Origin of the sequence: Bacillus sp. AFS023182 (assembly GCF_002560575.1) — a bacterium.
Lineage (GTDB): Bacteria > Bacillota > Bacilli > Bacillales > Bacillaceae_G > Bacillus_A > Bacillus_A arachidis.
The window spans coordinates 39610-65004 of sequence record NZ_NTRO01000035.1 but is presented as its reverse complement, the minus strand read 5'-3'; the positions used below and the strand labels follow the sequence as shown (position 1 = coordinate 65004).

At 33.1% G+C, this 25395-nt stretch carries 26 protein-coding genes and 1 pseudogene; 22 read left to right on the top strand and 5 right to left on the bottom strand.

From position 1 onward, the window contains the following. Window positions 1-259 precede the first annotated feature (259 nt). The 5 genes from CN288_RS17745 (at window position 260) to CN288_RS17725 (ending at window position 5490) form a co-directional block, all read left to right on the top strand. Window positions 260-1162 carry a CPBP family intramembrane glutamic endopeptidase gene (locus tag CN288_RS17745; RefSeq protein ID WP_098302737.1) on the top strand — a complete coding sequence of 301 codons (903 nt, stop codon included), beginning with the start codon at window positions 260-262 and terminating at the stop codon, window positions 1160-1162. Between the two features lie 474 nt (window positions 1163-1636). Next, window positions 1637-2242, top strand: a complete 606-nt coding sequence (locus CN288_RS17740) for a PRK06770 family protein (protein ID WP_026590807.1) — start codon at window positions 1637-1639, stop codon at window positions 2240-2242. Window positions 2243-2400: 158 nt separating this feature from the next. Then, the gene (locus CN288_RS17735) at window positions 2401-2817 is read left to right on the top strand and encodes a MarR family winged helix-turn-helix transcriptional regulator (RefSeq protein ID WP_026590808.1); all 417 of its coding nucleotides are present in this window, start codon (window positions 2401-2403) and stop codon (window positions 2815-2817) included. A 149-nt stretch (window positions 2818-2966) separates the two neighbouring features. Next, a complete protein-coding gene (locus CN288_RS17730; protein WP_098302736.1) occupies window positions 2967-4163 on the top strand; it encodes an MFS transporter in 1197 nt (398 codons plus the stop codon). Between the two features lie 442 nt (window positions 4164-4605). After that, on the top strand, window positions 4606-5490 hold the full coding sequence (locus CN288_RS17725) for a GNAT family N-acetyltransferase (protein WP_098302735.1): 885 nt from the start codon (window positions 4606-4608) through the stop codon (window positions 5488-5490). 119 nt (window positions 5491-5609) lie between these two features. Here CN288_RS17725 and CN288_RS28880 read toward each other — a convergent pair whose 3' ends face one another. Together CN288_RS28880 and CN288_RS17720 are read right to left on the bottom strand one after the other, a co-directional pair. After that, window positions 5610-5777, bottom strand: coding sequence for a hypothetical protein (locus CN288_RS28880; protein ID WP_176527692.1), 168 nt, complete (start codon window positions 5775-5777; stop codon window positions 5610-5612). 313 nt (window positions 5778-6090) lie between these two features. Further along, on the bottom strand, window positions 6091-6732 hold the full coding sequence (locus tag CN288_RS17720) for a cupin domain-containing protein (RefSeq protein ID WP_098302734.1): 642 nt from the start codon (window positions 6730-6732) through the stop codon (window positions 6091-6093). A gap of 272 nt (window positions 6733-7004) precedes the next feature. Between CN288_RS17720 and CN288_RS17715 the strand changes: the two genes are divergently transcribed. From CN288_RS17715 to CN288_RS17695, 5 genes are all read left to right on the top strand, one after another. Next, a complete protein-coding gene (locus tag CN288_RS17715; protein WP_026590812.1) occupies window positions 7005-7313 on the top strand; it encodes a luciferase domain-containing protein in 309 nt (102 codons plus the stop codon). Window positions 7314-7553: 240 nt separating this feature from the next. Then, window positions 7554-8057: a GNAT family N-acetyltransferase gene (locus tag CN288_RS17710; protein ID WP_026590813.1), complete on the top strand. Its 504-nt coding sequence runs from the start codon at window positions 7554-7556 to the stop codon at window positions 8055-8057. A 234-nt stretch (window positions 8058-8291) separates the two neighbouring features. Continuing rightward, window positions 8292-9932, top strand: a complete 1641-nt coding sequence (locus CN288_RS17705; protein WP_098302732.1) for a family 14 glycosylhydrolase — start codon at window positions 8292-8294, stop codon at window positions 9930-9932. Between the two features lie 139 nt (window positions 9933-10071). Further along, window positions 10072-11355, top strand: coding sequence for a protoporphyrinogen/coproporphyrinogen oxidase (locus CN288_RS17700; protein ID WP_098302731.1), 1284 nt, complete (start codon window positions 10072-10074; stop codon window positions 11353-11355). A gap of 17 nt (window positions 11356-11372) precedes the next feature. Beyond that, entirely contained in the window at window positions 11373-12242 is an 870-nt protein-coding gene (locus tag CN288_RS17695; protein WP_098302730.1) for a sigma-70 family RNA polymerase sigma factor, read from the top strand. A gap of 54 nt (window positions 12243-12296) precedes the next feature. Here CN288_RS17695 and CN288_RS28875 read toward each other — a convergent pair whose 3' ends face one another. After that, window positions 12297-12455, bottom strand: a complete 159-nt coding sequence (locus CN288_RS28875; RefSeq protein WP_090689319.1) for a hypothetical protein — start codon at window positions 12453-12455, stop codon at window positions 12297-12299. Window positions 12456-12769: 314 nt separating this feature from the next. Between CN288_RS28875 and CN288_RS17685 the strand changes: the two genes are divergently transcribed. From CN288_RS17685 to CN288_RS17660, 6 genes and pseudogenes are all read left to right on the top strand, one after another. Continuing rightward, a complete protein-coding gene (locus tag CN288_RS17685; RefSeq protein ID WP_051588548.1) occupies window positions 12770-13351 on the top strand; it encodes an O-methyltransferase in 582 nt (193 codons plus the stop codon). A gap of 38 nt (window positions 13352-13389) precedes the next feature. Continuing rightward, window positions 13390-14826 carry a class I adenylate-forming enzyme family protein gene (locus CN288_RS17680; RefSeq protein WP_098302729.1) on the top strand — a complete coding sequence of 479 codons (1437 nt, stop codon included), beginning with the start codon at window positions 13390-13392 and terminating at the stop codon, window positions 14824-14826. Between the two features lie 214 nt (window positions 14827-15040). After that, complete coding sequence (locus CN288_RS17675; protein ID WP_026590820.1) at window positions 15041-16150, top strand: toxic anion resistance protein; 1110 nt, start codon at window positions 15041-15043, stop codon at window positions 16148-16150. Window positions 16151-16174: 24 nt separating this feature from the next. After that, a complete protein-coding gene (locus tag CN288_RS17670; protein WP_098302728.1) occupies window positions 16175-17008 on the top strand; it encodes a DUF3974 domain-containing protein in 834 nt (277 codons plus the stop codon). Window positions 17009-17327: 319 nt separating this feature from the next. After that, window positions 17328-18473 carry a DUF6688 domain-containing protein gene (locus CN288_RS17665; RefSeq protein WP_255259994.1) on the top strand — a complete coding sequence of 382 codons (1146 nt, stop codon included), beginning with the start codon at window positions 17328-17330 and terminating at the stop codon, window positions 18471-18473. A 385-nt stretch (window positions 18474-18858) separates the two neighbouring features. Continuing rightward, a pseudogene (locus tag CN288_RS17660) lies at window positions 18859-19794 on the top strand (aminotransferase class V-fold PLP-dependent enzyme); the annotation flags it as partial. 38 nt (window positions 19795-19832) lie between these two features. Here CN288_RS17660 and CN288_RS17655 read toward each other — a convergent pair. Next, window positions 19833-20162 carry a YkvA family protein gene (locus tag CN288_RS17655; RefSeq protein WP_026590823.1) on the bottom strand — a complete coding sequence of 110 codons (330 nt, stop codon included), beginning with the start codon at window positions 20160-20162 and terminating at the stop codon, window positions 19833-19835. A gap of 499 nt (window positions 20163-20661) precedes the next feature. Here CN288_RS17655 and CN288_RS17650 point away from each other — a divergent pair, with 499 nt between their 5' ends. The 6 genes from CN288_RS17650 (at window position 20662) to spoIISB (ending at window position 24970) form a co-directional block, all read left to right on the top strand. After that, complete coding sequence (locus tag CN288_RS17650; RefSeq protein ID WP_098302726.1) at window positions 20662-21972, top strand: DEAD/DEAH box helicase; 1311 nt, start codon at window positions 20662-20664, stop codon at window positions 21970-21972. Between the two features lie 171 nt (window positions 21973-22143). Beyond that, window positions 22144-22620 (top strand): MarR family winged helix-turn-helix transcriptional regulator, encoded by a 477-nt coding sequence (locus CN288_RS17645; protein WP_090689336.1) that lies wholly within the window; start codon window positions 22144-22146, stop codon window positions 22618-22620. A gap of 177 nt (window positions 22621-22797) precedes the next feature. Further along, window positions 22798-23532, top strand: coding sequence for a 2,3-diphosphoglycerate-dependent phosphoglycerate mutase (gene gpmA, locus CN288_RS17640; RefSeq protein WP_026590826.1), 735 nt, complete (start codon window positions 22798-22800; stop codon window positions 23530-23532). Window positions 23533-23729: 197 nt separating this feature from the next. After that, window positions 23730-24470 carry a type II toxin-antitoxin system SpoIISA family toxin gene (locus CN288_RS17630; protein WP_026590827.1) on the top strand — a complete coding sequence of 247 codons (741 nt, stop codon included), beginning with the start codon at window positions 23730-23732 and terminating at the stop codon, window positions 24468-24470. A gap of 121 nt (window positions 24471-24591) precedes the next feature. Then, window positions 24592-24720, top strand: a complete 129-nt coding sequence (locus CN288_RS17625; protein ID WP_026590828.1) for a hypothetical protein — start codon at window positions 24592-24594, stop codon at window positions 24718-24720. A gap of 76 nt (window positions 24721-24796) precedes the next feature. Beyond that, the gene (gene spoIISB / locus CN288_RS17620; protein ID WP_026590829.1) at window positions 24797-24970 is read left to right on the top strand and encodes a stage II sporulation protein SB; all 174 of its coding nucleotides are present in this window, start codon (window positions 24797-24799) and stop codon (window positions 24968-24970) included. Between the two features lie 15 nt (window positions 24971-24985). Here spoIISB and CN288_RS17615 read toward each other — a convergent pair whose 3' ends face one another. After that, the gene (locus tag CN288_RS17615; protein WP_170833630.1) at window positions 24986-25372 is read right to left on the bottom strand and encodes a GNAT family N-acetyltransferase; all 387 of its coding nucleotides are present in this window, start codon (window positions 25370-25372) and stop codon (window positions 24986-24988) included. Between the last annotated feature and the right edge of the window lie 23 nt (window positions 25373-25395).

Sequence of the window (25395 nt, the reverse complement as noted above, 5' to 3'; positions counted from 1 at the left end):
GAGAAATAGCAAGTGCTGGAAGTAAGTGGAGTAAGGGAGGTGCTTCAATCACGCTACTGGTACAGTGATTGGATTGTATTTTATGTTTTTAAGTTCTTTATTAATTAGGTATAAAAATAGGTCTTTTCAATGTAGTATGCCTAGTATAAAGTGCCTCAGATGATTAGGAATGGTATTTCTTATTGCCTTCTTTTTATTGAATATAGTAAATTTAATGTAAAATAGGAAGTGTTTGTAAGTGGTGGAGGGAGGAGTAGTTTTGAATAATAGTCGATTTAAAACAATTAAAGCAGCCAAGGAAGGGCGAAAGAAAGTACATCCAATTTTAGCAGTAATATTATCGGTTGTATTTTTGACTCTTGGCGAATTGTTTATGGTATTTATATTATTTTTACCGAAAGCAGAAACGACATTTATGAAGGGGATTTATGATAATGTAAGGATGTTATTGACATTTGGTGCAGCGATTTTAATTGTATTTTTATGGGTTCGTTTTGTGGAAAAACGTCGATTTTCATCAATTGGTTTTTGGAAAGATAATGCTTTGAAAAAATATTTACGTGGAGCTTTCATTGGTTTTATATTTATAACAATACCAGTTTTAATTTTAGTTTTAAGTGGTTCTGTTACCTTACATGTGCAACAGATTTCAAGTACATTCATATTAGGAATATTAGGTTCTTTAATCGCGTTTTTGGTACAAGGTGCCGCAGAAGAAATTGTTGTACACGGTTGGTTATTTCCAGTTATTTCAGTTAGAAGTCGGATATGGATTGGGATTGTTATTACATCATTTCTCTTTGGATTTCTCCATCTGTTAAATCCAGGCATAACAATTCTTTCTATATCAAATATCATATTAGTTGGTGTATTTGCAGCGTTCTATGTATTAAAAGAGAATAGCCTTTGGGGAATATGCGCTTGGCATTCTATATGGAACTGGGCTCAATATAATATATATGGTTTTGCGGTAAGTGGTACAACAATATACTCTACACCTTTGTTTAAATCAACAACAAGAGGACCAGAATCGTTACATGGAGGAACTTTTGGAATTGAAGGAAGTGTAATTACAACAATTATGCTTGCGGTTGCCTCAATAGTATTATGGAAACAACTGTGGGGCAGACGATCGAAACAGCATAATATGGATAGTTTGTGATGAGGGTGAAAATTCACTGCAAGTATCGAAGCCGTGATCGGATTGTTTGGTTTTTTATTGAGCGAACATAGTGTAATAATTGTCAAAAATCCATATGTCCTTGGTCCAAATTTGTAATAGCATCGCCTATCATATATTTAAATGGATTTAAAATAAAAATGCTTTTCTAATTCAATTGATTTTAAATATAGGTAGGATAAAGCTAATCGTATTTTGCTGAAAAGAGATAGAGTGCGTGAAAAATAATTTGAAATTTTAGAAAATTTAATTCTTTTTGTAGAATAATCTTGCAATATGAAATGGAATAGAAATACAATAAAAGGAAACATAGGGGATGAACTGATAAAATAATACTTTTGGGGAGAATTTTTATGAAAAAACATCTTCAATGAATCATTTATAACGAGTACATTTAAAAAATGAAATCACTAGAAGGAAAATGAGTGATGGAATGTTGAGGGGGGAATGTGTTCAATGAAAACACTATTAAAAATACTAGGGATAATTGCTGGGATGGCAGTAATTGGCGTGGCACTAACTTATGGAATCTTGTACTATCTCAATAATAGTAAGCCAACCGCTAAAAAAACATCAATTGCAGCTCCAGCAGTGGAAGTATTAGCTGATAGTAAAGTAAAAACAGAGAATGCGAAAATTTTAGAAAATGGGAATTATTCATTGCCAAATAGTGATTTTAATAAAGACTTTAAGTGGACTGATGAAAAAGTACAGACTGCATTACATGAAATGGCACATCAAAAAGTAAAAGCAGATCAAAAATGGGGTTATATTTTTATAACACAAGAACGAATTGAAAGTTTAATTGAGATTGTTAAGAGTGGAAATATGAATCAAAAAAGTGCATATATAGGTATTTTAGAAAGATGGAAGCAAGGAAAATACGAGAAAGTTGATGCTGATCATAATACGATTTGGAAATTACAAAGCGGTAACCTTGGTGAAGGTAAGGGGATAATGTCACAGGATGAGCAGAAAGATTTGATTAATAAAGTCTTCATGAAAAAAGAGACATTTTCAGGAAGTACGTTAATAGCGGGTGGGGAACAAGGGGAAAAATAACTTGTAAAATATACATAATTATATTGAAAATATTAGATTGTTCAGACCTTGTCTTGGTGGAGAAATATACCAAGGCAAGGTTGTTTTATTTGACATATGAAATATATGAGAATAAGATTCATATATGAAATAAAAAAGGAAGGCTTTTTCAAATGGATATGAAAAAAAGGGAATTATACGGAAGTATTCGAGATGTTTATCATCAATTGCAAAAAAATTTGGATAAGGCGATAGAAGAGTATGATATAAGTTATGTCCAATTTGGTGTAATACAAGTACTTGCGAAATCCGGAAAGGTATCGATGTCGAAGTTGATTGAAAACATGGGATGTGTTCCAAGCAATATGACCACCCTAATTCAAAGAATGAAGAGGGATGGATATGTTGCAACGGAAAAAAATCCAAATGATCAACGGGAAACACTTGTTTATTTAACTGAAAAGGGAGAAACAACTAGAGAGCAAGTCGATGGGAAGTATGCAAAATTTTTACAAGAAAATTGCAGTTGCTTTACTGATGAAGAAGAACGAAAGCTGCAAGAACTATTATTAAAATGGAAGCACCATTTAGTATAATTACGGTATAAGAAAAAGTGTAACATCTTCTGTTACATTTTTCTTTATATAAATCATTCATATATGAAATAAAAATATATATAAAGTTTGAGGTGAAAGGACAATTTTAGTAATTTATTTCATATATGAAATAAAAGTGGAGGAAAAAGATGAAAGGAAAATCAATGTTGTGTATTTTAGCAGTTATTGCGTTTTTTATTGGTTTAGATGGTTTAATCGTTTCACCATTATTGCCTGTGATTTCACAAACAACAGGAATGCCTGCTGAAAAAGGAGGGCTTTTAATTACAGCCTATGCACTGTGCTATGGGATAGCGGCTCCATTTTTTGGACCATTGTCTGATAAAGTAGGGAGAAAACATTTGATTGTTATAGGGCTAATTATTTTTTCAATCACTACATTTTGTACTGGGCTTATGGATCGTTTTGAAATACTCTTATTGTTCCGTGGATTGACTGGTTTATCAGGTGCGATGATCATGCCAAGTGTATTTGCACTAGTAGGAGATAAAGTACCATACGAGTCTCGCGGAAAAGCGATGGGAATGATTATGGGAGCGATGATTGGATCAACGGTATTAGGCGTGCCTATCGGTGCGTTTTTATCTGAGGTAGGAAATTGGCAATGGACATTTTATATCATTGGATTACTGACTTTGCTTGTTACGATAATTGCAAGTCAATTGTTAGAAAAAGAGGTACCGAAAAATCAATTATCAGTTTCTGCACCGAAAGCAATGATGAAATCATATAAAGTGATATTCACGAATTTTTCTATTTTCTTTGCGTTATCAGCAACACTTTTATGGACTGTTGGCTTACATGGTATGTTCTCATACATAGGTGTGTATTATGAAAGAAATTTTGGATTTACAGTTGGACAGATTGGAATTGTAATATTCTTTGCTGGTTTAGGGAGTGTAATTGGTAATATAGTTGGAGGGAAATTAGCAGATAAAATAGGAAAAAAAATAGTGGTTTCCATTGCGGGTGTTATCGCTTCAGTTAGTGTAATTACATTTTCACTCTATATTGATAATATCAAAATCGCGATTATGGCACATATGGTTTGGAGCCTATTCATTGGATTTGGTCAAGCATCACTAACAGCTTTGATTTCTGAATTAAGTCCAGCAATTAGAGGGACAATTATGGCGTTGAATAGTTCTGCAATGTATATTGGAATGACGATCGCTTCGAGTGTTTCATCGTTTACCTTGAGTAAAGGATTTCCATTTGTTACTTTAGGGATTATTTGCGCAATTGCTAGTTTACTTGTTTTGCCGATGATTTATTTTCTTGTTAAGGAAAAGACTATGTCTAATAAAAAGGAAAGAATCATGTAAAAGGGAAAGTATACCTATCAACTTAAACATATTCTCAAATGAACAAGGTGAGTTGATTTCTTGCGTAAAGGAAAATCAACTCACCATCTTTTTATGTATCTGGCTATTTGTAATCGTCTTTAAGATGTAGAGAAAAGCAGGGAAGATAAGCAGGTGATAACTATTCAAAAAAGTCTAATTTGGCAACTAGAAAAAACATTGTTATCTAGGAACAAAGATTCTATGGAGCAAAAACATCAAGAATAAAAAATATTCATTTGATAGGATTTAGATAGATTATAAAGAGGGAAAAAGGAGCGGATTTGTCCTTAAAGTTATATTGAAACTCTTGACTTATTTTGGTATATTTTGTGATAATATGTTGAGTTAGAAGAGAACTTCTTTGATTTAAACACAATAGAAAACGATTACATTAATAGGAATGAACTTATGGAGGAACAATATGGGGAATCTTATTCTTTCTGAAAACTTTTTGATGGAAGAACCGAAAAAGGAATTGTTGTTTCAATTATTTGAAGAGGTGTTTCATATTCCTGTTCAAACGTTGCAAAATTTTGAATCCAATGGATTTTGGGATGCTACATACAAACCTTTTTCTTATTTACAAGAAGGGCAAGTAATTGCAAATGTGTCGATGTTTGCGTTACCAATGTTTATAAAAGGAGAGCAGATTTATGCAGCTGGTATTCAATCTGTCATGACACATCCAAAATATAGGAGAAGAGGTTTGATGAAGCAGCTTCTTGGTAAAGTATTACAAGAAATAGATAAACAATATGAATGTGCAATGTTATTTACAGAGAAACCGGAACTATATGAACCATTTGGTTTTCGAGTTGTACAACAACATCTGATGACGTTATTATATGATAAAGTTCAATCTCGTTCATCTTCACTTCGAAAATTAGATTTTTATAATGAAGAAGATATGCAACTTATAAAAGAAATAATACAAAACGCTCAACAGCTTTCGATGGAATTTTCACCATTAAACTATCAGTCTTCTTTTTATTTTAATATGTACGATGTGAAATGGAATGAAAAACTATATTATTCAGAGAAACTGGACGCACTTATTGTATTTGAAGTGAAAGATCAAGTGTTAAAATTATTTGGTGTTTTTGCACAAATTATTCCGATTTTAGATGATGTATGTGCCGAAATAACTGAACCATTTACAGAGATTGAATTTTACTTTTATCCTGATGAATTAGGTATTGAAGAGGTAGCGTGCAAAGAGTTTCAGTCTGAAAAGTACTTAATGATTCGCGACAGTGAAAAGTTTGATTTGAATGGATATAAGTTTCCAATTTTAACAGAATTTTAAATAGAATCTTAATCTATAATTAATAACTAGTTACTTATTTTTATAAAAAGGAGCATCTGTTATGGATGCTCTTTTTTGATGTGTAAACAGTAAATTTAATGCTAGATAAAACGAAAATTCTATTTGTTTTTACCGCAATTACATCCTTTTTTCTTTACATACCCTTGGCGATATAGGCTTTGTGATGATTGATGATTGGAAGATTGTGAAGATGAAGTGCGGATATCTTTATTATTAGAAGAATCTTTGTTAGAAGAATAATTGTTAGAATCGTACTCTTTATTCATGATACCATCACCTCCAGTTTGATATATAGATAGTATATGTGAAAACTCTATTAATCGTTACTGTAGTTTAAGGTAATGAATATAATGAAAATATGAGAGGATTCGTACATACAAGATTTTGAAGAACCAAAAGGATGCTTACAGAGTAAGTAAACATCTTTTTAGAACTCATTTTTCAGCTTATTAACCGGAGTAAAGTGCAATATAATTTTTATAGGATCTTAAGTGAAAGGTACTTAAACTCTGATTTACTAGATAAAGAATATATTTGCGCTGTTGATATATAAATACACTTCAATGCTAACTTCTCCTATTAATACCCCCAATATGGATGAAATGGAAACTGTTGTTGGTAGTATGAAGGTGGCTGTCCGGAATAGGGGGGATTTTGATGTGGTGTATTGTACAAAGTATTTCGATTTTGAGTGCAGTTTGTCGGAGGCCCAATTACGGTAGTTGATTGAATAGGGGATACCGCTTTCTTCCACTCCTGTTCATCGAGACAATAGGTATGAGCCATTACAGTTGATGGTGTCAGTCTTAAAATATCTGAACCAAATATAACTTCTGGTGTAGGAGCGTTAAAAATTGCTAATAAATGTGTATGATCTACAGAGGCAATTTCATAATGCCACCAACCTTGGGGTACGTTAGCCACTTGACCTGGTTTAATAGGAAGATTAAGAAGTTGATTTGTAAATGGGTTAAGTATGGATACAATAGCTGCTCCAGAAATACAGTAAACAAGTTCAGCAGCATTTTGATGTACATGTGGCTCAACGACATTACCAGTGCTTAAAAAAATATCTAATAAAGATGTATTGTCTAATGTATTTAATTGTTTAATCCCTAGTACATTTATATAATTTTGCGCATCTTTTTTAAAAAAATTACTTGTACTTAAATCATGAGTAAAACGGACAGAGGGAGAAGTGTAATCTATATTGGAAGTCATTGGTTTTCCTACCTTTCTCTTTTGAAATAGGGTTAAATACATGGATTAGGATATGAGTCTAGTTATTTTAGTGTGCAGTATTGATTTTCCTATTCGTGTATAAAGAATAGATTTAGAATGAATAAATGATGTTTTTTGAAAAAGCATAGGCTTTATTTACCTTGTAAAAATCAAACTATTTTCGTAAATACATTGATACCCTTGAGTGATGTAACGCTTAAAGAAAAAAGGTATTGTATTCTTACATCCAAATGATAAAGGAGTGAATGATTATGTCATATAGTGAAATGATTAGAAAAGAAGTACTGAGCTGGGAGGGTGTTTCTGAAAAGCCACATCGCTTTGGGGGAATTGAATTCAATTATAAAAAGAAAGAGTTAGGTCATCTTCATGGTGACAAATTAGCAGACCTTCCATTTCCAAAACCAAAACGGGATGAATTAGTAAATCAAGGATTAGTAAGTCCACATCATGTATTACCTGAATCAGGATGGATTAGTTATCATATAAAAAGCGTAGAGGATCTGCCGTTTGTCATTGAACTTTTTCGGATGCAGTATGATAGATTCGTAAAAAATTAGAGAAAAGTTGAAGTTGGTACTTCATTTACAAAATAACTAGGTANNTACCTAGTTATTTTGTAAATCGCTGAGAAATTCTGATTATTTTTTGCTTTTACAAAGTAAGAATAGATGTGAAACGTACATATTTAAGGAAATAGAAAAAATATTAGATGAATTACAAAACTTTTTTGAATTGTATGTACGAATTCAGTTAATATATGAAAAAGTAGAATGTTGACTAAGGAGTATGAGGTGTTTATGAAAGAAGATATTAAGATTAGAGATGCAAAAATTAGTGATTTATCTAGTATAGTGGATATATACAATTCAACTATTTCAAGCAGAATGGTAACTGCTGATACAGAACCTGTTACTGTTACGAGCAAGGAACAATGGTTTCATGAACATTCACCTTCTTTTAGACCTTTATGGGTAATAGAATCGCAAGGTGAGATATGCGGATGGGTTAGTTTTCAATCCTTTTACGGTCGACCAGCTTATAATGGAACAGCTGAAATAAGTGTATACATTCATCAAATGCATAGAGGTAGGGGGATAGGTAAATATATCATACAAAAAGTGTTAGATACTTGTCCGAAACTCAAGATTAAAACATTATTAGCATTCATATTTGCTCATAATAAAGCTAGTCTTCAGTTATTTTCTTGTTTTGATTTTGAAAAATGGGCGCATTTGCCTAACGTTGCAGAACTAGATGGAATAGAAAGGGATTTAATCATTCTTGGTAAAAGGATTTCTTGATATTTGAGTGAAATATTATAATAATAGTGTAATAAGGTCAGTATAATAAGAGATTAAATTTGTATGTGAAAGTAGAAAATATGCAGTTGGATTTGAAAATAAACAAGTTAATTAATCTAGCTTGTTTATTTTCATTTCATTTAATATTATGCATAATTTCATGCAATCGATTGCGTATTTTGTTTTATAATGAAAACGGATACATAAAAATGTAATTTAAAGAGGAGAATGTCGATGAAAAATCAGTTTCAATATCTTTGTATTGTTATTTTGTCTATCGGGATGTTATTTGTATCATTATTAATTCCGCAAATTAGTTTTGCGGCTGTAAATGGAAAAGGAATGAATCCGGACTACAAAGCATATGTAATGGCCCCGTTAAAAAAGATTCCAGAAGTAACAAACTGGGAGACATTTGAAAATGATCTAAGATGGGCAAAACAGAATGGCTTTTCTGCTATTACCGTTGATTTTTGGTGGGGAGACATGGAAAAGAACGGGGATCAGCAATTTGATTTTTCATACGTACAGCGTTTTGCTCAATCGGTAAGAAATGCAGGTATGAAAATGATTCCGATTATTTCTACACATCAGTGCGGTGGAAATGTTGGGGATGATTGCAACGTACCAATTCCTTCATGGGTTTGGAATCAAAAAAATGATGATAGTCTTTACTTTAAATCTGAAACCGGAACCGTTAATAAAGAAACATTGAATCCACTTGCTTCAGATGTAATTCAAAAGGAATATGGTGAACTATATACGGCATTCGCAGCAGCTATGAAACCGTATAAAGATGTAATCACAAAAATATATTTGTCTGGTGGACCAGCTGGAGAACTGAGATATCCTTCCTACACATCTGCTGATGGAAGCGGTTATCCATCACGTGGAAAGTTTCAAGCATATACAGAATTTGCAAAATCAAAATTCCGTTCCTGGGTATTAAATAAATATGATTCCTTAAATGAAGTGAACAAAGCGTGGAGTACAAAACTTACTTCTGTTTCAGAAATTTTACCACCAAGTGATGGGGAACTGTTTCTAAAGAATGGATATAATTCTTCATATGGAAAAGATTATTTAGAATGGTATCAAGGTGTTTTAGAAAGTCATGCAAAATTAATTGGTGAATTGGCACACAATGCTTTTGATCCAAGTTTTCAAGTACCAATCGGTGCAAAGATTGCAGGAGTACATTGGCAATATAATAATCCGGTTATGCCTCACGGAGCAGAAAAGCCGGCAGGGTATAATAATTACAGCCATTTACTCGATGCTTTCAAAAGCGCAAAGTTAGATGTAACATTTACTTGTCTAGAAATGACAGATAAAGGTAATTATCCGGAATATTCAATGCCTAGAACATTAGTACAAGATATTGCAACATTAGCTAATCAAAAGGGAATTGTATTAAATGGTGAAAATGCTTTAAGCATCGGAAATGAAGAGGAGTATAAACGAGTTGCAGAAATGGCTTTTAATTATAATTTTGCTGGATTTACTTTACTTCGTTATCAAGATGTAATGTATAATAATTCACTAATGGGAAAATTTAAGAATTTATTAGGTGTGACACCTGTTATGCAAACGATTGTAGTAAAAAATGCTCCTACAACAATAGGAGATACTGTATATATTACGGGGAATCGTGCGGAATTAGGAAGTTGGGACACGAAACAGTATCCAATTCAATTATATTATGATTCTCGTAGTAATGATTGGAGAGGAAATGTTGTGTTGCCAGCTGAAAGAAATATAGAATTTAAAGCGTTCATTAAAAGTAAAGATGGAACGGTCAAATCATGGCAAACAATGCAACAAAGTTGGAATCCAGTCCCCCTGAAGACTACCGATTATGTAAGTTTGTGGTAATTATATTATGTAAACAAAAAGATCCTTTAATATGAGATAAAGGATCTTTTTGTTTTTGAAGGAAAAATAAATCTTAAAAAATGTCACATTCATCTTCCTTCATCCGTCTTGTGTGTAAAACAATAAGGAGGAAATTTATATGCAGAACTTTAATGTGGCAATTATAGGCGGGGGACTTGCTGGATTGACAGCTTCGATTTATTTAGCAAGGGAAGGTAAAAAAGTTGTTGTATTAGAGAAATCGAGTCGCTTTGGCGGAAGAGCAATAACAACGAATAAAAACGGCGTTCTTATGAATCTTGGGGCGCACGCTTTATATCGCGGTGGAGAAGCACTATCAACTCTTAAGGAACTCGGAATCAACATTCTAGGAGGAATACCTTCTACTAGTGCACATGGTATATGGAAAAATGATGTGTATACAATACCGACAGATTTTCGGTCAATCTTAGCTACACCATTATTTTCATGGTCTGCAAAAATACAATTTTTCAATTTGATGTTAAAGTTAGGGAAATTTGATTTGAAGACAATTCCTAAAATGAGTTTGAGTATATGGGCAGAAAAAGAAATTAAAGATCCAATGGTAAGAAACATGTTTTATGCATTATGCCGAACATCGACTTACACATATGCTCCTACATTACAGTTAGCATCTTCTGTACTAAAACAAATACAACGATCAATGAAAGAAGGGGTTTTTTATGTCGATGGTGGATGGGAGACGATCATAACAAAGCTAAGAGACGAAGCTACAAATGCTGGCGTTCATTTTATAGCGAGTAAAAATGTAGTTGAAATTGAGCACTGTGGTCATATTCAAAGAATTCGTTGTTCTGGTGAGGAACTCTTTGAAGTTCCTACTGTTGTTGTTACTATACCACCAAAAGAAGCTTGTAAAATTATAAAGGGAGCAAAAGATACTGCGCTACAAATATGGAAAGAACAGTCTATGCCAGTTACAGCAGCTTCGTTAGATCTTGGTTTAAGAAGGTTACCCAATCCATCATATCAATTTGCTTTAGGATTAGATCAACCTGTATTTTTTACGAATCAATCAAGAGCCGCTAAGTTAAGTGATGATGGAACGGTAGTAGTGGGATTGATAAAATATCACAATCCTGCATTACAAGCTAGTAACTTTAATGACGATAAAGTTTTGTTAGAACATACAATGGATTTATTACACCCGAAGTGGCAACAGGAGTTAGTTGAAAAGCAATATTTGCCTAAAGTAACAGTTGTATATGATTTCCCTCATATTGGTCGTACTGAAAATCCAGGGCCTGCTGTTCCTGAAATGCCAGGGATATATGTTGCAGGAGATTGGGCTGGCCATGATGAATTATTAGCTGACGCTGCAGTTTCTAGTGGTAAACGAGCAGCACTACAAATTTTAGAACAAAGTAAAATCACAAATTGAAAGAGGGTCATGTGAGTTTGGAACTGGAGCAATTGTATCAAGCATATAAGCCTTTATTGTTTTCTTTAGCCTATCGTATGCTCGGGAGTGTTATGGACGCTGAAGATATTGTTCATGATACATTTCTTTCATTAGATCAAATAGAAGAGCTAGAGTCTGTTGATAATATAAAAGCGTATTTATGTAAGATGGTTACGAACCGCGCCATCGATAAATTACGTTCAGCAGCTCATAAACGAAATGTTTATGTTGGCATGTGGTTACCTGAACCACTCGTTGAAGAAAATGATGATCCTTCCATGACATATATAATGAGGGAATCTATTTCTACAGCGTATCTTTTGCTTTTACAACAGTTATCTGAAATTGAACGGGCAGTGTTTATATTACGAGAAGTTTTTGGTTACGATTATGATGAAATTGCATCAATTGTTGATAAAAACAATGCAAATTGTCGGCAAATCTTTCATCGTGCTAGAAAGGGCATTGTAGATAAATCGAAAGCTTCAAAATTAAGTATAAAGCAGATGGCTGCATATGTGGAACAATTTGTCGCATCTTTGCAGCGAGGAGACGTAAAGGCAATGCTAGAAGTGTTAAAAACAGATGCGATATTCAAATCAGATGGTGGAGGGAAGGTTACAACAGCTCTTAAACCAATTTACACATCTGAAAGGATTGTGCGCTTATTCTTAGGAGTTATCAAAACGTTACCAGAAGAACATTCCATTGCATTTAGAATGGTGAATGGTACACCTGGTATTACTGTAAATATAAATAATCGCGCTACGTATGTGCTTTCGTTTGAGTTTCAAGAAGAGAAAATAGCATCTATTTATATGATGATGAATCCCGATAAGCTTATGCATTTAAATGAGAATGTATAGAATGAAAAAGACGCATCTCAATAGAGATGCGTCTTCGATTTAAAATCATGTAAATTACTTCTCTAACATTTCAAGAGGAACATCCTTTTCGCCTAATACCTCGAACTTAATTTCTCCGTCCTCTTCGTAAATACGTTTAATAATCGGTATAGTTATCATTCGCTTTTTGTGCTGTTTACGTTTTCTAGCAGCGTCTAAATTAATCACGTTCATGTTCAAAGCATCCTTTCTTACATACAGTTATAAACAAAAGAAAATGCGTCCGAAAAGGGCGCTTTTTTAATTTGAAATACCGATTAAAAATGATTTTATAATTGCATTTTGATTGTAAAATAATGTGAATGGAATAATTACACGTAGAAATTAACTTTACCAAAAAACGAAACAATACGCTACAAAAAAATTCAATTCTTTGTCTTATAACAGGAAAAACCTATTCGTTTAGCATATAATGAAAGGTAGACAAACATAATCAACTTTCTCATCAATTTTTTATCATTAAATTTGTTGGAAAGGAGATAGATTGTATGAATTCATTAGAATTATTGTTGTTAGAGCTTGAAAAATACGGAAAAGAGCACGATAGTAAAAAAGAGAAACGAGAAGAAAAATTAAGAAATATTTCTCGTGAAATGGGACAATTTTTATCTATTTTAATAAAAGGGTGCGGCGCTCAAAGAATTTTAGAAATTGGTACTTCAAATGGATATTCAACATTATGGCTGGCAAATGCGGCTAAAGAAACGAAAGGAAATGTTACAACTGTTGAACTTTCTTCAGGACGAGTTGCAGAGGCACTTATGAATTTTGAAAAGGCAAATCTTAGATATCAGATTGATATTCATAATCAGGAAGCGGGGGCGTTTCTAGATACACAAGTAGAGTGTTCGTTTGACTTTATTTTCCTAGATTCAGAGCGTACTCAATATATGTGGTGGTGGGAAAATATAAAGCGAATATTAGAACCTAAGGGATTTCTGGTAATCGATAATGCAACTTCGCATGCAGAAGAGTTAGCGGAATGTATTCAGATGATTGAAGAAGATGATACGTTTGAAACAGTATTGCTAGGTTTTCAAAAAGGAGCGTTTGTAGCACGAAAAAAATAAAAAATATAGCCATAACAAACAAGGGGATTCAATAAAAAATGCATATACATTCTTATTTTTATGAGCAGGCACAAAAAAAACCTGACTGCGTTGCACTTTCGGAACAACATAATAGTTGGACTTATAAAGAGTTGGCGCAGAATGTTTCAAATCGTGTATCAGTGCTTATGCAAGAAGGAGCGGCACCAGGGCATATTTTTATTATAAAGTTAGACAATTGTATGGAATGGATTCAAGATGCCCTTGCAGTTTCAGAAATTGGTGGAATTATACTGCCAGTTCATCCAGACGTTACAGAAATGGAATGGAAAACAATTGTAAGTAGAACGGAGCCTAATTGGATTATCACATCTAAAGGGACTGTATGTCAAACAATGGAGCATAATACCATCTCATTTCCTTTTAGACATGTGAATAGTAAGGAAGAGTTATACTTTTTTGGCTATACTTCAGGTTCAACGGGCACACCGAAAGGTTTTGTTAAAAGTCATCGATCATGGACTAGTAGCTTTAAAGGATGGAGTAAGGCGTTTTCGCTAACTGAAAGTGATCGCATAGTAGTTCCATTACATTTATCTTATTCAGCTCAGCTATACCCGGCACTTCATGCATTAGCTACAGGAGCTGAGATTATTTTATTATCTAATTTCACACCAGAGGCATTTTTCAAAGCGAAAGGCTCATGTGCTTCTATTACACCAGCTTTAATTGAACCTTTAACTCGTTATGCAAAGCAAAAACAAAGTGTACAGGAAATGATTCCGAGATGTATGATTTCAGTTGGGACAAAATTATCGCCTATACAAAGAAAAAAATTTGAGGAATGTTTTTCTAAATCATTTTTGTATGAGTATTACGGATCATCAGAAATGGGGTATGCCTCATTATTAACACCAGAAGATGCAAGAACGGCACCTGAAACAGTCGGAGTACCATTCCCCGATGTGGAGATTGCTTTCTTTAATGAGAAGAAAGAACGAATAATAACTGATAAAGAAAATTTCGGGAAATTATTTGTTCGATCTGGTCAGGATTTTGAAGGATATATTGAAAATGAAGAGCAAACAAAAGCTACTTTCATAGAAGATTGGGTAACATCACATGATATTGGTTTTCAAAGAAAAGATGGAAAAATTGTTTTAATAGGTAGAGACCGAGACGTTATAAAAGCTGCTGGGAGCTTTGTGTATGCTGGTGAAATAGAAGAGGTATTGAAGGGACTTACTGGTGTTATAGAAGCTATAGTGTTTGCAGAAAAAGATGATAATCGTGGAGAAGTCATACACGCTATTATTGTAAAGGAACCTTCTCAAACATTATTAGCTATTCAACGAGAGTGTCGTCAGAAATTAATATCATATAAGCAACCAAGAAATTGGACTATATTATCACAATTACCTAAGAAGCCGAATGGGAAGGTAGACAAAATAAAATTGAAAGAGGAATTACTAAACAATAAACCGTGTAATATGTGAAGAATCCGCCTTTAGCACGTAGCATTCTAGGTCTTAAGTCTGAGGAAAATAATGCACGAAACAGGTATACTTATGGTAAGAAACAGGGAATGACTGCATAAGCAGGAGTTTATTAAAAATCGATTTCAAACAAATATCATATAAGTGGTATAAGATATCTTAGATGAAATATAGTGCAAATAAATTCGCACATATAAATAAAGGAGCGATTTTGTTGACTGAATTAGAGAAAAAAGAACCTGTATCAGTAGCGAAAGATAATATGCAAGTAGTTGTTGATACAGTTATTAAAGATGAAGAACTTGTTGAACTGAATAAAGAAGCTGATTTATATGTGAAAAAGTTAAATAGTGAACAAAATACTGATCTTTCAAAAGTGTTATCCCAGCTCGGAGATTTAGGAGATAAAGAGCAGCAAGCAGCAGGTCAAACATTATCAGCATTAAAACGTCCTGTGACTGCAATGATGAACGGGAAGAATGAAGAGATTCCGAATACATTGCTAGAACTGCGTAAAGTCGTATCAGAACTTGATCCTAATTCATTAAAAGCGTCGGGTATGAAGAAATTTATGTTTAAAGTTTTTAAGAAAAATCCACTTGAAACGTATGTTCATAAATATCAATCTATAGATAAACAAATTGAAGAAATTATAAGATCATTGCTTATTGGACGTGACAATCTCCAAGAAGACACGGTTGGTTTAGAAATGCTAAAAGAGCAATCACATGATAAAATCCATGCATTGGATAAGCAAGTATATCTTGGCAGAAAACTTGCTAGTATGCTTGAAGCAGAAAAGCAAAATCCAGATCGTCAAAAGGATATTCCATTAATCAATGATGCGTTAGAAAAAATTCTTGTACGTACACGCAACATGCAGCAAGCAAAAAGTGTATTGTTGCAATCTATCGCATCAGTAGACATCATTAAGAAAAATAACGAAAAGTTAACAGAGGCAATTCGTAATGCAATTACAATGACGCAAAACGTAGTTACTGTTTCAGCAGCGATTCAGCTAGCACTAACGAACCAACGTAAAACAATCGATGCGGTTAATGCGACGAATGAAGCAATCGAATCAATGGTATTAAGTAACTCACAAGCTTTAAAACAAAACACAGAAGAAACGACGAAGTTGCTTGAAAATCCAGCAATCAGCATGGATAAGCTGCGCGAATCATTCCAAAATGTATTTGCAGCTATTGAAGCATCTGAGAAATCATCAGAACGCATTATCGAATCAAGTAAGAAATTTGTTATTGAACTTGATACATTTAATGATGAAATGAAGCAGAAGCTCATTCAGCGTCCAAAGAAATAAAAGGTCATTAGAGGAGGTGAAAAGATGGGTTTCTTCGAATTTGTTTTAATGATAGGTGGAATTTTGCTTTTGCTAGGGTTTACAGTTGTTGTTTTACTCGTTTACTTCGGCCGAAAATTTTACTTATCCTGGACGAAACCGTATAAGCGGGCACACGAATCAATTGAAAAATTATCAAATAAATCAACACCATTTTTACAAGAATTTACGCAGCATCCTCTGTTTTATCGCTGGATTCGTACAGAAGGAAAAAAAGAACAAAAAGCATTTAACACACTTTTTTGTGCGGCAGATCAACGTACAAGAGAACAAGTTTTCTCTATGTTACCGAAAGATAAACAGAAAAAAGCACATGTAATGGCAAAAACAACGAAAAAAGTTACAAATGAAGATATTGATGTAACTACAGTGAAAGTAAAGGATTTCTTAAGGCAAGAAGCACAACAATCATCTAAGCCAACGGATCTATCGTTTTATAAATTGTATTTTTACGACCGTTATCCGGATGCATTAAATACCATTCAGGCGTATAAACGATCTGTTAATCCTTCATTACAAAGAATGGTTGATGAGATTACGATTTCAGTCTTAAATGCACTTCCTTACTATCAAGAACAACGTATGTTTGAACAACAACACAAACTGGAAACATTCTTAATGAAAGACTTAATCGCTATGTTGTCATTAGTAACACAGCTGCCGCCATCACAACGTCCTGAAAAAGAAGAAGAATTGCAAGTTTACTTACAAAACTTTCAAAAAGAAATGGAAGCGGTAGAACGAGATATTCGGGACTCTATTGATCATGATTTGAATGTGAAGATGAGAGCGGCGAAGGAGAAATTTAAGAATAAGTAAAGGAAAGCCTCTTGAGTAAATTACTCAAGAGGCTTTTGGTTTTAATATACATTTAAGGGGGATGTTGTATATTTTTGGATTATAAAATGATAAAATATACAATGTTATATTGAGATTTTAGAATGCTAAGTGGAAAGCGGTTATAAGTTGCACATTTAGTATGGTAGCCTATGAATCAGATAAAATGGGGGACTTAAAATGAAAAATCATTTTGAGGAGAACGATAAAAAAGAGAAAGATCGCTTTGAAAAAACGCTAATTTAAAAAATAGTAAATATCTCTTGTGAAAAATAGATCAAAATAAGGAGATCAGCCTATTGTGTTAATTATTATTTTTATTTTTCTCGTATTGTTATTACTTATTATCCCAATCGGAAGGATTTGGAAAAGTTTTCTACAAGAAAGAGAGATTACCGTAAATGTATTACAAATTAAGAATTGGGAATTTATATCTATTAGTATAAGCTATTTTATATTATGGTTAGGTATAATGGGAAATCTAAGGGACGTACAAGCAGGACAGCCTTTGCACAAATATGAGTATAATGGTGTTATGCAAGATCAATATGCTTCTTTAGCCCCAGATCATATTTTCATTGTCGTATTTTTGTTTATTTTAGGAGGTTTTTCATATTGGAAATTAAGTTCAGATATAGAAAAGCTTTCGCCTGTTATATATATTGTTTATAGTTCGTTATTAATCTTAAATGTTGTGTTTACAGTGGTTTATATAACACATACGGGTATGACTGTTTATGCAGAATTTCTAAGATTAAGATATATTTCCGTTTTGTTTATTCAAGCTAGTGCTCTTTCAATCAGTTTATTATTTATATCTAAATTAAAAGATTCCTTGAGCTATTTTATTCAATGTAGGCAGAATAGAGATTATAAACAGGAAAACAAATTTATGAAGTTTTTATATCGTATTTCTTTTGGATATGAAAAGATGTCGAGAATTTGGATGATTAGTTTATTTCCTATTTTATTGATTGTTCAATTTATATTAGTGCTTTTTGGACAAAGACCAGATAGTTTTATTCGAGTGTTTTTAGAAACGAGTAGTTTTAATTATTCAAAAATCGCTGCACCTAGTCCTGAAGTACTTTCTGGTGATGGACATTACCTGTGTACAGTTTCGGTTAAAGGACATAAGAAAATTGTTAAACCGCTTAGAGCTGGTATTAGGCATGGAGAAAGAATTACTGTAAATCGGCAGTTATTAATCGCAAATGCTTTTGAAAACGTTATTGAGGAATGTGCTCCAAAATGTCATAAAGTAATTCGGAATTTTTACGATAACTATGGTTATCCAATTAGCAAACATATCAACACAAAGTGGTCAGCCGATCTCATTTATATAATAATGAAGCCGCTAGAATGGTTTTTCTTACTCGTATTGTATACAGTAGATGAAAATCCTGAAAATAGAATCCACATTCAGTATAGTGAACTAAGAAAATAGCACTTTCTTTTTAAAACATATGCAAGATATAATCCCCTACAAAATGGAGTGGGGGATTTTTTATTATTACTTAGATTTAACAGCAGTTTTACTAGAAAGGGTACTTTCATTGTGCAACTAATCCACCGTAGTTACTACATACATATAAGTTTCTCAAGAGGTAGCTGTTTTATCTGTATAACTACCTTTTATTTGTTTGATGATTTTATATATTCTTCAGGATTCGACTAAGCGAGAACGGAATTATTGTTAATTTTGTATGCAGCTTGTCCGATATATAAGTGAATGGATTTGCTTGCATTTTCTTTTACCCGCCAATTTGTTGAAATATCATATGATGCAGCTGCAAAACCGATATTTCAACAGATTTGAGGTTTAAGCTGCGATGGAGAATGTGAAAAAACGACTATTGCAAATGACAAAAGCTAAGCATTTGCAAATCATGCTTGGGACAGGGACATTAGCAAATGATTCAATCGCTTTGCAGCTAAAGTTATTAAAGGGACGTGGATTCATTTTAACAAATGGTGAGTTTGGAAATCGTTTAATCAAGCAGGCGATTCGAGTAAACTTATCGTTTGATACATATGAAATAGAAATTGGGAGACCATTTTTATACAATGAAATAGAGAAATTAGTGAAACATCAAGAGTATGAATGGTTATGGTTTGTTCATCACGAAACATCCACTGGTATGCTAAATAATTTAGAAGAGTTAATTGGAATTAGTAAAAAGTACGGTATTAAATTATGTGTAGATTGTATTAGCTCTATTGGAGCAATACAATCCTCTCTAGAAGATGTGTATTTTGCTAGCGGAGTTAGCGGAAAAGCGATTGGAGCATACACGGGATTATCTTTTGTATTTTACAATCATATTGTGAATGCAAATGAAACATTACCTACCTACATGGACATAGGAATGTATGAGGAAAACGGGAGTGTACCGTATTCTCAATCTTGGAATTTAATATATGCATTACAAGAAGCGCTAAAGAAATTTGAAGATGAAACCGAGTATAAGAAGATGTATCAAACATATGTTTTTATTGAAGAAGCTGTTACTAATATGGGATTACAACTTGTATCTCCAAAAGAGCATGCTTCATCTATCATTCTTACAATTGCATTGGATAAAGAACTTTCTTCTAAGGAAATAGGAGATTCATTAGCTTTGCAAGGATTTATTATCCATTATGAATCATCCTATTTACAACAAAATAATTGGATCCAAATCGCTTGTTTAAATCAGTATAAAGAACGTGAAATGAAAAGAATGTTGGATTGTTTACGGGTGCATGTGAAACGAGTGAATGTATAGTGAAAGACGGTTATGAAGGGCGAGTTTTTTTTCATGTATTATGTATGTGCTGAATCAAATAAGGATTCCATTTTCACTTTTCCCTTTTCTCGAATTTCTGCATTTGTATGTGCCATGATATATTTATGTGCCCAGGCAATTGCGATAACATCATCTAACAGGCCAATCCCGATAATAGCTGCTAAATCTGGAATGAAATCTATTGCCCAAACGTAATAAGAGAGTGCAACTAATATAATCATTTTAGCTTTAAAAGGCAATCCGTTCTTTTTTAAGGTGTAATATAAAATAATGCTCTCATACACACCGGACTTACCTAACTTGGTTGCACCTTTTTTTAGTTTTTTCCATAGTTTCTGCTTCTCCATATTCTCACTCCTCATTTTATTTTTTCGTTCATATTGTAAATGTATATTTAACATTATGTAAAAACACGTAAAAATATAGATTTTTTAAAAGGATAGACAAACAATCGACAAAATAATCCTTTTTATCGTTTTATTCTTATTGCTCATTTTTATAAGAATAAAAAAGAAGATAGGAGGAGAAAACATGTGGCTTTTGTTTGAGGTAATAGCAGATAGTATATAATTTTATCCCAGGACTGACTCGAAGCTAAAGTGTCATATTGTAAAGTTAAATGAAGGTATAAGATACATAAGTTTTATTTAGAATAATCGAAGAATTAAGAAAGTTATTTGGTTGTTTCCAATAAGGCATTATTACCAATGTTAAAAAAGAAACAGAAAGAATTTCTTCAATTAATACATAGCGCACATGAAAAAGGATCTAAGAATTATTTTATTTTTCATATTTGCTGTAACAAGTGGTACAATGAAACCTTAATGTGAAAAATAAGGAAAAGAAGTGATCTGTTTGAAAACCTTTTTAGAATTAGGAATTAGTGAGACGTTAAATCAAACACTACGTGAAAACGGGATAGCTGAAGCAACGCCAATTCAAGAGCAAGCAATCCCGGTCGTTACGGCTGGAAAAGATATAATTGGGCAAGCAAAAACTGGTACAGGTAAGACACTTGCATTTGTCTTGCCAATTTTAGAAAAAATCGATCCTACGTCAAGTGATGTACAAGCTTTAATTGTTGCGCCAACTAGAGAATTAGCACTGCAAATTACAACTGAAATTGAAAAGATGCTTGTTCATAAAGAAAATATTAATGTTCTTGCGATATATGGCGGTCAAGATGTAGCACAGCAAATGAGAAAGTTAAAAGGAAGTACACATATTGTTGTAGCAACACCCGGACGTTTATTAGATCATTTACGCCGTGAAACGATTGTATTATCCAATGTTTCTATGGTTGTGTTAGATGAAGCGGATCAAATGCTTCATTTCGGATTTTTATACGATATAGAAGATATTTTAGATGAGACACCTGAGAGTAAACAAACGATGTTATTTTCAGCGACGATGCCAAAAGATATTAAAAAGCTTGCGAAGCGCTATATGAAAGAACCTGAAATGATTCGAATTCAAAGTGAAGAAGTAACGGTGAATAATATTAAACAACGTGTGATTGAAACGACAGATCGTGCAAAGCAAGATACGCTACGTTATGTGATGGACCGTGATCAGCCGTTTTTAGCAGTTATTTTTTGCCGTACAAAGCGTAGAGCGAGTAAGTTATATGCTGATTTAAAAGGCTACGGTTATAATTGCGATGAACTTCATGGTGATTTATCTCAAGGAAAACGTGAACGAGTGATGAAGAGTTTCCGTGATGCGAAAATTCAATATTTAATTGCAACAGATGTAGCAGCACGTGGATTGGATGTAGAGGGTGTAACACATGTATTTAACTACGATATTCCAGAAGATGTAGAAAGTTACATTCACCGAATTGGAAGAACTGGACGTGCTGGTGGATCGGGCCTTGCAATTACATTCGTTGCACCAAAAGATGAAATGTATTTAAAAGAAATTGAAAAAGGTATTGGTGCATCACTACAAAGACAAGTAATCGAACAGCCTGCTAAACAAAAAAATGAAGTGAATGAAACAAAACAAAAGCAACAAATGAAAAAGCCAATGAAAACAGGTCAATATCGTCAAAAAGATAACCACGGAGAATCGAAAAATTCAAAACAGCGATCATTTCATAAACCAAGTAAGAAGAAAAGTAGTATAAAGCAAGGACAGCAAAGACGAGGTCGTTAATATAGAGTACGTGTTAAGAACAAAAGTCGTTTTCTTTTAAAGAAGGAAACGACTTTTTTATTCATAGCACTACTAGTAAGTTCACCTGGAATACCCCTTATTAAGTCAAAGCAGGTGTGTTAATATTTCTGAAATAAATTGTGGTATAATTTACATATAGGGGGACAGTAGATGACACAACATAAAGAAGAACAAATGAATCAAGCACTTGCATTGTTTTATTTTGCATATAAAACATTTACAGAAAAACCAGATGAAATTATAAAAGAATATGGTATACAGCGGGTGCATCACCGAATTTTATTTTTTATTGCTCGTTTTCCAGGGCTCAGTATAAATGAATTGTTATCTCTGTTAGAAATAAGTAAACAAGCTCTTCATGGACCACTTCGTCAGCTTCTTGAAAAGGGGCTTATCGAAAGCAATGAAGCAGAACATGATCGTCGTGTGAAACAGCTTGTCCTAACGCAAAAAGGAGCAGAGTTAGAAAAAAAACTGAGTGATGTGCAAAGAAAACAAATGGGAAGGATTTTCACGAAATTTGGTGAAACATGTGAAGAAAATTGGCATCAAGTTATGACTGAACTAGCAAATAATCGTTTAGGTTTTGATGCATGGTTATCTAAGCGTGAAGAGCCAGTTGATTAAAATGAGTAAATAAATTATTCGTCTGTTTTTAGAGTTTGAAAAAACAATTTTATCCATGAATGTTGACAACTAGGGATGAATCATAGAATAAATGGATAAAAAATTCACATTACCAGATACTTTATTACGTGTACACATTACAAAATGTAAATAGTTATTTCCGAAAGGGGAATTATTATGATAAAACTTGTACTCATTCGTCACGGACAAAGTTTATGGAATCTTGAAAATAGATTTACAGGATGGACAGATGTAGATTTATCGAAAAATGGATTAACCGAAGCAAGGGAAGCAGGTGCAATATTAAGAAACAATGGATATACGTTTGATGTTGCATATACGTCTGTTTTGAAACGGGCAATTCGAACGTTGTGGATTATTCTGCATGAAATGGACCTTGCATGGGTTCCTGTACATAAATCATGGAAGTTAAATGAAAGACATTACGGAGCATTGCAAGGGTTAAATAAGGATGAGACAGCAAAGAAATATGGTGATGAGCAAGTTCAAATATGGAGAAGAAGTACGGATGTAAGACCACCAGCTCTTACTGAAGATGATCCAAGGTATGAAGCTGATGATCCAAGATATAAATTTTTGAAAAAAGGCGAATTCCCGCTTACAGAATGTCTAGAAGATACAGAACAAAGAGTACTGGAATTTTGGCATAAGGAAATTGCACCGATGTTACAATCAGGACAAAGGGTCATAATCTCCTCTCATGGGAATACGATTCGTGCTCTTGTGAAATATTTAGATGATTTATCGAATGATGGTGTTGTGTCATTGAATATTCCAACGAGTATACCACTCGTATATGAATTAGATGACAATTTACAACCCATTCGTCATTATTATTTAAGTATGGACGGTGCAGTACCTAAAGGTGTAATTCCAAAGCATATATCTTGATAAAAAATATTTGTGAAAGTTTGAAATGCATGCTTGTCTACATGTAAAATGTAGATTCATTATAAAAGACGTGGCTTTCTTCTCATGTATATGCAGTATAGCTTATTTTAGAAGGTTGTCCATGTCTTTTGTCATAATGAGAGAGAGTTGAGCATGTAATGATATCGTGAGAAGTTTTTGAATGGAGGGTGATGTAATTGACAGTCTCTAACATTCGAATTGGTTTGTTTTTTCTTGTACTAGTTTTTTTATTTCTTATTTTCTTTTATTGGAAAAATGAAGAGTTGTACGAAGAGAAAAAACAGCTGATTCGAAAAACATGGTATGGTGTTTTTATTACATCAGTCACAATTTATTTCATGGTGAAAGGAATTGATTTAACCCTCTGGAAAAACATTTTAATGTTCGTTGCAATGGTCATATTTGTTGATATTGCGTTTATTTTAACTCCAAACATTTCGGAAATATGGGGGGCGAAATTTAGTGATATTGGAAAGACCGTTCAATCTATTAAACGATCATTAATTGCTTCGAAAGCACGAGGTGAAATTTACACAACAATTATTCAAAATGTAAACCCAGTGGCATTTGGGACGATGGAGTGGCAAACTGAAACAGAGTATGCAAAAAGCTTAAATGTATTTCTTGATACGTATGGTGAAAAAATTGGAGCAAAAATCGTTGTATTTGTGACAGCCAATGAATTAAATACAAATTTCCGTGGTATCCGCTCTCAATTTAGTATTACAGTACCTTTAGAACATATAGAGCAGTTAAATGCACAAAAAGCAGTGCAGGTTGAAAATGTTGGTATTATACCAGCGAAAATAGTAAAAGATGTTTGTATTGTTATTGATGGTCAAAAGAACAATCTTCAAGATCGGGATTTTGAAAATGTATATAATTTAACGATTCATCATAGTTATTTTAGTAAATAGGACAGAAGCAAAAGTTTCTGTCCTTCTTTCATACATAAATATAGACAAAGTTCGTGAAAATGAAACATAATTGAATAAATTTGGACAATCATCCCAACACTAGCAGGTAGAGGTGATTGTAGTGGAAAAAGAATATAGTAATGAATTTTTCAAAGAAGAAACTGAGGATACAACAGATTTCTCTTTAATAAAAGGAGATACAATGCAGCAAGTAGAAAGTTTAGAAGAAGAATTAAAAAGAAACGGATAAAAGTGCGTCTGGTTTATATTTGAGATATAATTAAGAGAGAAAGGTTGTATCTCTTTTATAAAAGGGGGAGGAAAAAATGCAAGAAATGAAACAACAAAAACTTTCTTTTTTTAAGGAAAAAAAAGAAGCACCAAATACAGATTTCTCTCTTGTAAAAGGTGCATTAACAGAAAATATTAATCGATTAGAAAAGCTCATGAATCATGATGCATCATATATACAAAGGAAAAAATTGAAAGAAAATGTATAAAAGCATTTTCTTTTTTTATTTCTTCTTCATTCCTGCTCCGAATTCCTCAAAATCCAGTTTCTTATAATATGGAATATTTTCTTCTGTGCAAATTAATTGTAAATGCAGATTCCGTTTTTGGCATTTCACTATTAATTTTTGCACTATACCTTTTCCAATCCCTTGATTTTGGTAGGATGGATGAACGACTAATCCACATAGGTAAGCGTTAATTACCCCATCTGAAATGATACGCCCTGTCGCAATTAATTGATCGTTATCATAAACACTTATAACAAAAGTACTTTGAGTTAGAGCATGATGCAATTGCTCTTTTGAAAGCTTTAAAAAGTCATTCCAACCGACGGAATCGTATAAATCGAAAATATGTTCAGGATCAGGGAGGTTGTCTGTAAAATACATATACATTCTCCTTTTTTTATGTA